The sequence below is a fragment of the Nitrincola sp. A-D6 genome, assembly GCF_000764495.1.
Lineage (GTDB): Bacteria > Pseudomonadota > Gammaproteobacteria > Pseudomonadales > Balneatricaceae > Nitrincola.
Window position 1 is genome coordinate 1 of sequence record NZ_JRLB01000033.1, and the last position, 12,358, is coordinate 12,358.

The 12,358-nt window shown below is 50.5% G+C and carries 10 protein-coding genes and 2 pseudogenes; 6 read left to right on the forward strand and 6 right to left on the reverse strand.

Annotated elements, in window-relative coordinates; all coding sequences use genetic code 11:
• The coding region (locus LH51_RS06465; protein WP_036520840.1) for a beta-ketoacyl synthase at window positions 1–1,369 on the reverse strand (1,369 nt) is incomplete at its 3' end.
• Window positions 1,370–1,551: 182 nt separating this feature from the next.
• Between LH51_RS06465 and LH51_RS06470 the strand changes: the two genes are divergently transcribed.
• The gene (locus LH51_RS06470) at window positions 1,552–2,196 is read left to right on the forward strand and encodes an OmpA family protein (protein ID WP_036520841.1); all 645 of its coding nucleotides are present in this window, start codon (window positions 1,552–1,554) and stop codon (window positions 2,194–2,196) included.
• A gap of 7 nt (window positions 2,197–2,203) precedes the next feature.
• On the opposite strand, the gene LH51_RS06475 is transcribed toward LH51_RS06470, so the two are convergent.
• The 5 genes from LH51_RS06475 to map all read right to left on the reverse strand — a co-directional run bounded on the left by LH51_RS06475 (window position 2,204) and on the right by map (window position 8,091).
• Window positions 2,204–3,421, reverse strand: a complete 1,218-nt coding sequence (locus LH51_RS06475; RefSeq protein WP_036520842.1) for a flagellar assembly protein T N-terminal domain-containing protein — start codon at window positions 3,419–3,421, stop codon at window positions 2,204–2,206.
• 6 nt (window positions 3,422–3,427) lie between these two features.
• Window positions 3,428–3,919, reverse strand: a complete 492-nt coding sequence (locus LH51_RS06480) for a hypothetical protein (RefSeq protein ID WP_036520843.1) — start codon at window positions 3,917–3,919, stop codon at window positions 3,428–3,430.
• Window positions 3,920–3,971: 52 nt separating this feature from the next.
• Window positions 3,972–4,475 (reverse strand): LPP20 family lipoprotein, encoded by a 504-nt coding sequence (locus LH51_RS06485; protein ID WP_036520844.1) that lies wholly within the window; start codon window positions 4,473–4,475, stop codon window positions 3,972–3,974.
• A gap of 117 nt (window positions 4,476–4,592) precedes the next feature.
• Window positions 4,593–7,295 (reverse strand): [protein-PII] uridylyltransferase, encoded by a 2,703-nt coding sequence (locus LH51_RS06490; RefSeq protein ID WP_081960709.1) that lies wholly within the window; start codon window positions 7,293–7,295, stop codon window positions 4,593–4,595.
• A 1-nt stretch (window position 7,296) separates the two neighbouring features.
• Window positions 7,297–8,091 (reverse strand): type I methionyl aminopeptidase, encoded by a 795-nt coding sequence (gene map / locus LH51_RS06495; RefSeq protein ID WP_327124465.1) that lies wholly within the window; start codon window positions 8,089–8,091, stop codon window positions 7,297–7,299.
• 277 nt (window positions 8,092–8,368) lie between these two features.
• Between map and rpsB the strand changes: the two genes are divergently transcribed.
• From rpsB to uppS, 5 genes and pseudogenes are all read left to right on the forward strand, one after another.
• Window positions 8,369–9,103, forward strand: a complete 735-nt coding sequence (rpsB, locus tag LH51_RS06500; RefSeq protein WP_036520846.1) for a 30S ribosomal protein S2 — start codon at window positions 8,369–8,371, stop codon at window positions 9,101–9,103.
• A 109-nt stretch (window positions 9,104–9,212) separates the two neighbouring features.
• Window positions 9,213–10,107, forward strand: a pseudogene (tsf, locus tag LH51_RS06505) (translation elongation factor Ts).
• A 156-nt stretch (window positions 10,108–10,263) separates the two neighbouring features.
• Window positions 10,264–11,017: pseudogene (gene pyrH / locus LH51_RS06510) on the forward strand (UMP kinase).
• Entirely contained in the window at window positions 11,010–11,567 is a 558-nt protein-coding gene (frr, locus tag LH51_RS06515) for a ribosome recycling factor (protein ID WP_036520847.1), read from the forward strand. Before pyrH ends, frr begins: the two are co-directional and overlap by 8 nt.
• A 42-nt stretch (window positions 11,568–11,609) precedes the next feature.
• Complete coding sequence (gene uppS / locus LH51_RS06520; RefSeq protein WP_052063525.1) at window positions 11,610–12,356, forward strand: polyprenyl diphosphate synthase; 747 nt, start codon at window positions 11,610–11,612, stop codon at window positions 12,354–12,356.
• Window positions 12,357–12,358 lie beyond the last annotated feature (2 nt).

Here is a 12,358-nt window from a genome sequence, read left to right on the forward strand (position 1 = left end):
CTTTGGCCGTTTCGTTGATGACATGCGATTCAGTGACTCGGTTTTGTGGGGTGCTGGTGCCGTGTGCTTGTACATAGCTGTGTTGGCGCAAAGACGTTTCACCGAGCAGGTTGCGCACCAGTGAGGCGGCTTTGCCCAGCGTCATATAATTACCGATTCCAGGCGCCGAAATGGACTTCTTGTGACCGTCAGCATGCACGAAGACATCAGCAACGGCACCAAAAATCTGTGCACCTGATTCGATTGCCAGGTCGTCGCTCATCAGCACCAGGTATTGACTGGATTCACCGATAGTGAAACCACAATTGTTGCCGAAGGGGCGGCAGGCGCGACGGTAATCAGCATCCTGCAGTTCAGCCAGATTATCCAGGGCCTGTAGATATTTATCTTCCGCCAGCGCACCCATGGCACGGAAGCCTTCTATGATTTCCGGGGTGACCGGTGCATCACTGCCACCAACCATCACCAGCTTACGCCGTCCTGAGCGTATTTCCTCAACACCACTGCGCAGGTTGTACAGGAAGGTTGCGCAGGCACCAAGAGCGCCACCGGTCAATCCGACATTGCCCAGCAGATAGGCATTAATAAAATCAGCAGGCATTTGCGCATAGCCCAGTGGCATCTGCTTGGAGCTGGTGCGTTTGCCCAGGGCTGGAAACTTGGTGAGGCCACCAAAGCCATTGTCATCCAGTTGCCCGATGGAGTTGCTGGCAAAGACCGCTATCTGATCCGGAGAAAGCTTGGCGGCAATTTCCAGAAAGTCGATACCGACTGACATAATAGCATCGGAGGCCGCATAGACACTCATTTGCAGTCCGCGCGGATGGTTGCGGGATTGATAGAGTGAGCCTGGATCAAACCCGGTGGGTAGCATGCCGGCACTCTGTACGGCGGCTTCCCGGTAGTCTGGGAAAATTACATCGCAGCTACCGGCTACTATTACTTCAGATTCGCCACCTGGCAGAGGACGAATCGTCCAGTTGGATGGTGGATTTTGCGGAAGATGGCGGTTACGCACACGGAAGGTAATAGGCGCATCACCGGCTCGCAGAGTTGCGGCTTTATTCAGCATGACCGCATTCACATCAAACCAGTCCGGGTGGATACGACGAATCAGCGTGTTAGACAGAAGTTCAGATTCGAGTGTTTGGGTGAGATCCTGTTGTGTCAGGCGCTGACCATCAGGGGTGATGAATGTTCCTTCACTGTAACTGGCTCGTTGCATTAGCGTTGCCAAAGAGGTCAAAGTCTCGGATCGCTGGGTGCCGTCAAGATGATCCAGTATCAAACGGCGGTAGCCGTGGTGAAAGGATGATCTTCCGGCTGGGCTGATGCCGCCGAAACCGACAATGACAGGAAGCTGTGACAAGAGGGTGGCTCCTTGAAGCTGAAATGCTGAATAAACGCTGCAATCTGCACTATTTTAGCGGTTAGGTGGGTAGTGTACCAGCACCCTGAGCAGCTTTACTGTGTATTGCTTCACGCTTCATGCGCTGTTCAGTTTTCTAAGTGTAGTATTGAAGTTTGTATTGATCATTGGAGAGCATAAGAATGAAAACTAAAATTGCGCTGGCGACTGCCTCTATTGTGTTGTTGGCAGGTTGTAACACCATGAACCCTTACAATGCCTCGAATACCACCAAGGGGACTGCGGGTGGTGCTGTTGGTGGCGCCGCGTTGGGAGCCGCTGTTGCAGGTTCCGGAAATCGTAATGAAGGTGCGTTGGTGGGTGCTCTGCTAGGTGCCGCTGTCGGTGGTGGCATAGGCTATTATATGGATCAGCAGGAAGCACATCTGCGCCAGGAGCTGCAAGGCACCGGTATTGATGTCAACCGGGTAGGGGATGAAATTAAGTTAGTTATGCCGGGTAGTATTACCTTTGCTACCAATGAAGATCGCATACAGCCCGCTTTTTATGAAACCCTGGATTCTGTCGCCCGTGTGCTGGGCCAGTATGATCAGACCTTGATTGATATAGCGGGACATACCGATAGTACCGGTAGCTTGCAATATAATCAGCAGCTATCTGAGCGTCGGGCGCAGAGTGTGGCGCAGCGATTGATCAGTGCCGGTGTCGGCCCCATGCGCATATCTACAGTTGGCTATGGTCCGTCACATCCAGCCGCTGATAACTCAACAGCGCAAGGCCGCTCTCTGAACCGTCGGGTGGAAATAAATATTCGTGGTCAACAGTAACTAAGCCTTAGTGGCTTTTGACAATATCGTCGCGCTGAATATTGATCTCGCCAGCGCCGCTGTTTAGCGTGCCGCTGGCAAAGTTGGGTTGTACGGAATCAATCGTCAGTGTTCTGCGCGTATTGGTGAACTCCGGATAGGCGACTTGCATGGCATCATAATGGGTATAGCGGCGGTAGACCGAGAGCCGGTCACCTGGATTGATGCCGCTTAACTCACCGGCATTGATCCAGACTCTATTTTGTTCTGTGCGAGTGATACGGGCACTGAAGGGTTCGCAGCGCAGCGCCTCATTAATATCAGCTACTGTCTGACGCATCATTCTACGTACTTTATCACCATAATCCTGTTGCCAGAAAGCATCGGTAGCAAATCCGGTGCGTTGCTGGCCTGCATTCCAGATACCAGCTGTCATATAGCGGTTTTGCCAGATTAAACCACCGCTGAGTGCATCATGGATATACACGTCCATGATAAAGGCACGTTGGTTGCGCTCATGATTGGGTTCGGTACGGCGATACAGGTCGACTAGAATGTTGGGTTCGCGTGCACCTTGCGGGTTGCGCTGGCTGATGTCGCGAATAACGCCTGAGACGATATACTGCATGTTGGTTTGTTCGGTGTGGCGCTGCAAATTGGTCAGGGTGCCATCATCCAGCATCTGTGTTGGTGCATTTTGCAGGTTTGGGTGCAACGTCAGGTGGGTGGCTGTGTGGCTATTGAAGCCCGGCTGCTGCTTGAGTTCACGCGCCAACAGCTCTGGTAGTTGAGTGGCTATTTGATGCAATCCGCCGGCATTGGCTTGCGAGGGCTGTATCATAGGAAAGGCGGTAAAGCCGATGTTGCGTTGATACGCGGTTTCCTCTATGCCACCAGGGCAGCCCTGTGCCGCACTGACCTCTGCACGGATTTTAACGCTCAGTTGATTGCCTTTCAGCTGCTCTTCAATAATATGAATATCATGCAGCAGGCCGCTGCTGGCAATGCGGGTGTTATCGCTGATCAGTTCGCCGTCGCGTACTTCCGAGCTGGAGGAAATAAAGGCAGCAGCCCGCCTCGTTGCAATTTCTGATGCCTGATTGACGGCTGTGCGTCGGGCGGTAATCAGATCGCCATTAATGATGGTTGCTGTTCCCTCCGCTTCAATAGTGCGGGGGGTGTTTGCCTGCAGTGGCAAGGAAAGACTCAGGCTGGAAAAGAGTAACAGGTAAATAATCCGGCGCATGGATGTCTACTCTATAGGGTCGTTGACGGCTGGGACACGGTTAGCTTGTAGAATCAGTGCGTAACTTTGCTGCTGAAAGGTTTGGAGTATCATCAATACACCGCCGGAAAGAGGTTCATGACCCGGATAGCTTTTACTGTAACGCAACAGGTGGCCTGGCAGCACCCGGTGCTGTTTGCCCAGGTTGACTAGTGCAAATAAACCATCCGGTTCATTCCAGAAAATCTGCTGAATCTGTCCCAATGTTCCGGCTGGCGGGTGGTCAAATACAAAGCTGTCAGGAATGCTCTCCAGACTTGATGCCTGCTGTTGCTGCAAGAAGCGCTTGTGATTGCCTGCACGAATTTCAGTGCGAGCCAGTGCAGTCAGTTCGCTACTGATACGTTCAGTGGCTCTTTGTGTCTGTGCCGCTGGTAGCGGCCCTGGCATGTGGCTTTGGGCCATGACGTGCCAGGGTAGCAGGCAGAGTAAACTAAAGATCCAGTATTTAGCCAACATACTCCACCCTTTCACTTAAACCCAACGAGGCGCCCGACTCTATGCATGCTTCTCAAAAGGTATAGCCTGGATCACGAACAGCACCGCCAGGTACCAGTCCGGCTCCTCGGCGAACCGGATTGCTGTTTTCCTTTTCCAGCATTCTGATTAGTTGGTTACGGCTGACTTGCAGTGACATGTGGGTCATGGCTACGCCATCATCAAGCATCTCTTGGTGGGTAATGGCGGCGCCCTGAATGAAGGTGTTAATCTGGGTCCGCAGGCGGTCATCACCGGCTATGTAATTGTTCAGATCACTGTCACCGCTAATATAAATCCCGGAGATCTGCTCGGCCACTTTGCGGTAAGCATCTATTTCAGATGCGCGCATGGTCATCAAACGGCGCTGAGCGGCATTAGCAAAGGTGTTTTTGGGGGCACCGTAGCCAGTGACCTTAACAATGATAATGTCTGAATCATCTTTAAAGGCATCACTGCGTGTATTGTACTGGGAGGAACAGCCGCTGATCAGAATCAGGGCGGCGAGGGCGATCAGTAGCGGAGTCAGTTTGTTCATAGTTAAGGTCTCTTATTGCTCTGCACGGAATACTAACACTGAATAGACTAGTTACCTATATCGGGCGCTGCCGGAAAAACTTTAAAATCTGATTGTAACCTACTGTTTTGCAGTTGTTCAGCTGCTGTGTTGAATATGTTCATCCAATTTTTGGCAGATGGCTTGCTGGAGTTGATGGCAAAGCTCCGGATCACTGATGGGGTCGCCGCCTGCATCGGTGATAAAGAAAAAGTCTTCTACCCGTTCGCCAATATTGGAAATCTTGGCTTTGCGTACCGAAATGTCAAACTCGACAAAGATACGTCCCAATCGTGCCAAAAGCCCGGGACGATCTGAGGTCATCACTTCCAATACAGTCTGTTGACTGCTTGGGTCGTTACTCAGGTTGACGCTGGTCGGAATGGTGAAAAGTTTAAGTACACGTGGCACACGTCGCTGAATAATTTCCGGGAAATCATCTGGATCGTCCAGTTCTTCAGTCAGATGCTGTTGAATACTTTGCAGGTAGGCTGGATCATCTGATAGAGGCTGGTTGTCTTCGGTCAGCACGGTATAGGTGTTCAGCGTGCGGCCATTATCCGTCGGAATAATACGCGCATCGACAACGTTAAGGTGCAGTTGATCGAGGGCCGCCACGGTGGCCGGAAACAGGTAGGGCAGGTCGTCGGCATAGATGAAGATTTCAGTCGCGCCTTCATACAAGCGGTAGGAGGTTTTATGCACCTGAATCAGAGGAAGCGGTTGATCGGCATGTTCAAGAATAATCTGTGTGTGCCAGGCGATATTGGCAGAATCTTCACGCATGAAGTATTCATCCCCCAACAGGCGCCAGAAGCGTCTTACCTCTTCTTCGGTTTTATTCATGCGATGTAGTAGCTGCAGGGCTTCAATTTGCAGCTGCTCGATGCGGTCTTCCTTATTCATCGGGTTTTCCAGGCCGCGTCGCAATGCTCGTTTGGTTTCGGTATACAGTTGGCGCAGCAGCGTGCCACGCCAGCTGTTCCAGAGGGTGTGATTGGTGGCATTGATGTCGGCCACAGTCATCACATACAAGTAATTCAGGTGCACTATATCGCGTACTTCCAGGGCAAACTTGTGAATCACTTCCGGATCGGAAATGTCGCGGCGCTGTGCGGTCATCGACATGAACAGGTGGCGTCGTACCAGCCAAGCGACCAGTTGGGTGTCCCATTTGCCAATATGATGGCGGCGACAGAAACCGATAACATCTTCAGCGCCCAGTTCAGAATGGTCACCACCGCGGCCTTTGGCGATGTCATGGTAGAGACCGGCGATGTAAAGCAACTCAATTTTAGGCAGTTGGTTAATGATGCGGTGTGCCAGTGGGAAGCTCTCCTGCATGTTCTCATGGCGAAACTGACGCATCATCTGGATCACTTTGAGGGTGTGCGCATCCACGGTATAGATATGAAACAGATCGTGTTGCATCTGACCGACAATCTTTCCGAATTCAGGCAGGTAGCGACCGAGGATGCCGTAGCGGTTCATGCGCTTAAGCTGTGTTGAAACGCCTTCTTCAGAGCGTAGCAGTTCCATGAATAGCGAGGTGTTGCGCAGATCGTTACGGAAGTCTTTGTCGATAAGGTGACGGTGTTCACGCACCAGCCGGATAGTGGCCGCTCTGACACCCTTGATTTTCGGGTTTTGTGCAAGGAGTACGAAAAGCTCCATCATCGCAAACGGATGATGTTCGAACACCTTGTCGTAGGTGGCTTCTAAATAGTCATTGTGAATACGAAAACGGCTATTCAGGGGTTCTGTATGGTGTTGATCCTCGCCACGCAATATGACTTCGTCAAAATACTGCAGCAGCATGTCATTAAACTCGGACATGGCTTTGGCAACACGGTAATAGTTACTCATAAACTGTTCAACCGCCAGCGCGCCCTCCTGATCTTCGTAACCGAAGAAGGCAGCCAGAGTACGTTGATGGTCGAACAACAGTCGATCTTCACGGCGCTTACTCAGCATGTGCAACGCATAGCGAACCGTCCAGAGGTAAAGTTCGCCTTTATTCAGTGATTCCAGTTCGCTTTCGGTCAGAAAGCCATGATCAACCAGATCACGCAAATAGGTAGCACCAAAGTGGCGTTTGGATACCCAGCCGATGGTTTGCAAGTCACGCAGTCCACCCGGCGAGTTCTTCAGGTTGGGCTCCAGATTGTATTCAGTGTTGTTGGTGCGTATGTGGCGTTCTGACTGTTCTTGTAGCTTGGCTTTGAAAAATTCTTTGTCTGACCAGGCTTGTTCGGAGGTGACTCGTGCATACATACGCTGCTGCAGGTCTGGATTGCCACACAGGGTTCTGGATTCAATCAGATTGGTGGCGATAGTGATGTCGTTGCGCGACTCATCATAGCATTCACTGATGCTGCGTACGCTGGAACCTATATCCAGCTTAAGGTCCCAGAGCAGGGTCAGGAAGGCGCTGATACTATCGGCGAAACCAGTGGCGTCGATTTCGTCTGTGAGCAATAGAATATCAATGTCTGAATAAGGATGCAGCTCGCCACGTCCATAGCCACCCACGGCCAGCAGTGACACTTTGGACTCATCAGGCCAGCTGAATAGTTTCCAGGCCAGTGTTAGTACCTGATCCAGCACCCAGGCGCGCCCGTAAATCAACCGGCGAATATCACCGCCCTGACGGAAATCCTGATCCATGAGTGTCTCGGCATTGCGCAAGGCCTGTCGCAGCAGATTAAGCGGGGTGTCACTGCGTTGTTCAAGGCTGGTGCGCAAGGCGTCAGGGTTCAGGTATTCTGGTACAGGTTGGGTATAAACGGGCGTGGTGGTCATGTTAAATGGACTCTTCTTTGCGGCGGGTCAGTACTTCAACGCCGTCGGCGGTGACTAGCAAGGTATGCTCCCACTGTGCTGACAGGCGCCGATCAGCTGTTTCCACTGTCCAGCCATCACGTTTGGATAGTTTAACCTGGCGTTTACCCGCATTAATCATGGGTTCGATGGTAAAGCACATGCCTTCCAGGAGTGTGTCCCCGGTTCCGGCCTTGCCATAATGCAGCACCTGCGGATCTTCATGGAATTCACTGCCAATACCGTGGCCACAGTATTCGCGTACTACGCTGTAATGATTACTTTCAGCATAGCGTTGTATCACCTCGCCTATGTCGCCCAGACGTGCGCCTGGCTTGACTAGTGCAATACCTTTATAAAGGCATTCCTGAGTAACTTCACATAAGCGCTGAGCATGCGCTGCGACGTTGCCGACATAGAACATCTTGCTGGTATCGCCATGATAGCCATTCTTGATGACGGTAATGTCTATGTTGACGATGTCGCCATCTTTGAGCTTTTTATCGCCAGGAATACCATGGCAGACAACCTGATTCACTGATGTGCAAATAGATTTGGGAAAGCCGTGATAGTTTAATGGCGCGGGAATAGCCTTCTGGACATGGATAATGTGATCGTGGCAGATGCTGTCCAGTTCATTGGTGGTTACGCCCGGTTTGACGTAGGGCTCGATCATTTCCAGCACTTCGGCTGCCAGTCGGCCAGCAATGCGCATTTTTTCGATTTCTTCCGGGGTTTTAATACTGATGCTCATGGGCGCGCTTCTTTCCTGCTTAATCTAAAGACTGACAGACATTGTAGCGAATAACTGAGCAGAGTGATAAGGGTTAAGCGTCAGTTGGGTCAGCTTGAGGGTCGTTTGCAGTGTGCTTATAACTAAAGTCGGTAAAAGTTGCTTTAAAATAACCCGTGCGTATGGTATAAAATGCGCTCCAAAAAAACCGTGCTTAGGCACACTTAACACACACACTTACCGGCACAGGCTTTCTGGGTGCTGCTTCGGCAGTGGGAAGATGGGGTAGGTGGAGGTTAAACCCACTACAGGAAATTTTAAAATGGCTAGAGTTTCAATGCGTGATCTGCTTAAGGCAGGCGTACATTTCGGTCACCAGACCCGTTACTGGAACCCTAAGATGACTAAGTTCATCTTTGGTGCGCGTAACAAAATCCATATCATTAACCTTGAGCACACCCTGCCAGCGCTGAATAATGCCCTGGATGTGGTCCACAACATGGCTTCAAACAAAAACAAAATTTTGTTTGTTGGCACCAAGCGTGCCGCCAGTAAAGTGATCAAGGAAGAAGCCGTTCGTTCCGGCATGCCTTATGTTAACCACCGTTGGTTGGGTGGTATGCTGACTAACTACAAAACTATCCGTCAGTCTATCCGCCGTCTGCGTGAGCTCGAAACTATGTCTCAGGACGGAACTTTCGACAAGCTGACCAAGAAAGAAGCGCTGATGCGTGCCCGTGAAATGGAGAAGCTTGAACGCTCCATTGGTGGTATCAAAGAGATGGGCGGTCTGCCTGATGCGCTGTTCGTTATCGACGTGGATCATGAGCGTATCGCGATCAATGAAGCCAATAAGCTGGGTATTCCGGTTATCGGTGTGGTCGATACCAACAGCAATCCAGATGGCGTTGATTTCGTCATTCCGGGTAACGATGACGCATTGCGTGCGATTCAGATCTATGCCAGCTCAGTGGCTGATGCCTGTATTGAAGGTCAGGGCAAAACTGTATCTGATAAGAGCGAATTCGTTGAAGTTGAAGAAACAGCGGCTGAGTAATCAGTTTGTAAGCCTGGCGTGCCAGGCTTGGTGATTGTCAGACGGGGGGAGCGAAGCTCCCCTTTTTTCGATCAGATAAATGAATAATTGATGTTTGAGGATAAGTAACATGGCGAATATCTCTGCTCAAATGGTAAAAGAGCTGCGTGAACGTACCGGTCTGGGCATGATGGAATGTAAGAAAGCCTGGTTGAGTCGGAAGGTGATATCGAAAAAGCAATTGATGACCTGCGCAAGTCTTCCGGTATGAAAGCGGCCAAAAAAGCCGGTCGTACCGCGGCTGATGGTGTAGTGTCACTGCGTGTTGCTGATGACAATAGCTATGCGGTTCTGTTGGAAGTGAATTCCGAAACCGATTTTGTGGCGCGTGATGAAAACTTCCTGGGCTTTGTAAATAAAGTGCTGGATAAGGCATTTGCAGATAAGCAAACTGATATCGCCGCATTGATGGCGGGTGAGTTGGAATCTGCACGTGAAGCACTGGTTCAGAAAATCGGTGAAAACATTACTGTGCGTCGTGCATTCCTGGTTGAAGGTGCGATGGTGGATGGTTATGTGCACAGCACGAATCGTCTGGCTTCTGTTGTTGCGCTTAGTGGTGCCAGCGCTGATGTGGCGCGTGATGTTGCGATGCACGTTACAGCCGTTAACCCGCGTATTGCCAAGCCTGAAGATATGCCGCAGGAAGAGTTGGCGCGTGAGAAAGAGATCATCATGGCGCAGCCGGATATGATGGTAAGCCACAAGAGATCAAAGAAAAAATGGCGATGGGCCGCATCAAGAAGTTCCTCGCTGAAAACAGCCTGGTTGAGCAGGCATTCGTTAAGAATCCTGAACAGACTGTGGGCCAGTTGGTGAAATCGGCCGGTGCTGAAGTGGTTTCGTTCATCCGCGTAGGCGTGGGTGAAGGTATCGAAGTTGAGAAAAAAGACTTCGCTGCTGAGGTGGCTGAGCAGCTTAAGGCTGATCCACGCAATCTGCCTGGATATGGCACAGATTTTTGATGCGTCAGGGGTTTGTGCTGTGTAAATAGACTATGGGTAAGCCTTGAGCTTGCCCATAGTGCTGTTGGTCAGGCTGTGTTTTCGGCAGAAAAAACTGCGTAATCGCGCCGTTTTCTTGTACACTGTTGCAACTTATTTAGTGCGGAGAACCCATCGATGCCGGTCGCTGACAAACAATCCAGATACAAACGAATTCTCCTGAAGCTTAGTGGTGAAGCGCTGCTGGGTGAAGTAAATTTCGGTATTGATCCCAAAGTACTTAACCGTATGGCGCTTGAAATAGGTCAGTTGGTAGGTATTGGCGTGCAGGTCGGTATAGTTATTGGTGGTGGTAATCTGTTCCGTGGAGCTGCACTGAGTGCGGCCGGGCTTGATCGTGTGACTGGCGATCATATGGGTATGCTGGCTACGGTCATGAATGCTTGGCACTACGTGATGCTTTGGAGCGCTGTAATATCGCCACACGGGTGATGTCGGCAATTCCTATGTCAGGTGTTGTCGATCATTATGATCGCCGTAATGCGATGCGCTATCTGCGCCAGAATGATGTGGTCATTTTTGCAGCTGGGACAGGTAATCCTTTCTTTACCACGGACTCGGCGGCCTGCCTTCGGGGTATAGAGGTTGAAGCTGATGTGGTCGTTAAGGCCACTAAGGTTGATGGCGTCTACACCGCTGATCCTATGAAAGACCCTTCTGCAAAGCGTTATAAACATTTGAGTTTTGATGAAGTTCTGGAAAAACAGTTGGGTGTCATGGATATGACGGCAATCTGTCTGACTCGGGATCATGATATGCCGGTTCGTGTGTTTAATATGAATAAACACGGAGCTTGGTGAATCTGGTAATGGGTGGCGATGAAGGAACACTTATTGATGCCAATCCGGCTGCAGGAGAAACCTATGCTTAATGAAATTACTAAAGACGCTGAAGTGCGTATGGCCAAAAGTGTTGAATCCCTGGTCGATAACTTCAAGAAAATTCGTACCGGTCGCGCCCACCCCAGTATTCTGGATAGTGTGCAGGTCTCTTATTATGGCTCTATGGTGCCGCTCTCCCAGGTTGCCAATATTAACGTTGAAGATTCAAGAATGCTGACGTTAATTCCTTGGGAAAAGAAGATGGTGCCGGAAATTGAAAAGGCCATCATGAAGTCAGATTTGGGTATTAACCCCAATACAGCTGGCGATGTGATTCGTGTGCCTATGCCAGCGCTGACTGAAGAAACCCGCAAAGGTTATATCAAGCAGGCGCGCGCAGAATCTGAAGCGGCTAAAGTGGCTATACGTAATATCCGTCGTGACGCAAACAGTAGCATCAAAGACCTGTTGAAAGAAAAAGCCATCAGTGAAGATGAAGAGCGCCGTGGTGAAGATACGGTTCAGAAGCTGACCGATAGATTCGTATCGGAAGTGGACGCATTGCTGACTCAGAAAGAGTCAGATCTTATGGAAATTTAATGTATCTGCCGGAGCGCGGGGCGTAAGTCCCGCCACTCGCTTATGTCCGCATCTGTAAATCAAGTAATCACTGGAACTGTACCGCGCCATGTTGCCATTATTATGGATGGTAACAATCGCTGGGCAAAGCAGCGCCATCTGCCGGGCGTTGCTGGGCATAAGGCAGGCGTCAGCAGTGTCCGTCAAACTATTGAGGGCTGTGTTGAGCAAGGCGTGGAAGTGCTCACGCTGTTTGCATTCAGTAGTGAGAACTGGAAACGTCCGGAAGGAGAGGTTCGTGGGCTAATGGACCTGTTTATGCTGTCTCTGGATCGTGAAGTAAAAAAGTTGCATCGTCATGGTATTCGCTTGAACATAATTGGCGATCGGCAGCGTTTTTCTGCCAGATTACAGCAAAAAATGGCAGCGGCAGAAGCTCTGACTGCAGGCAATGAGGGGTTGGTATTAAATATTGCTGCAAATTATGGTGGGCGTTGGGATATAGTGCAGGCGGCCCGTCAGGTGGCGCAATCCTGCCTGGAAGGTGAGTTACAGCTATCTGATCTGGATGAGTCCATGTTTGATGGCTTTACTACGTTGGCGGGCTTGCCAGAACCTGATCTTTGTATTCGCACAGGTGGTGAGCAGCGTATCAGTAATTTCTTAATCTGGCAGATGGCGTATACAGAGCTGTATTTTTGCGACTGTTACTGGCCGGATTTTGGAAAAGTAGAATTGGGCAAGGCAATAGAGAGTTTTGCCAGTCGTCAGCGTCGCTTTGGAAAAACATCGGACCAGGTAGGGGCTTAAAT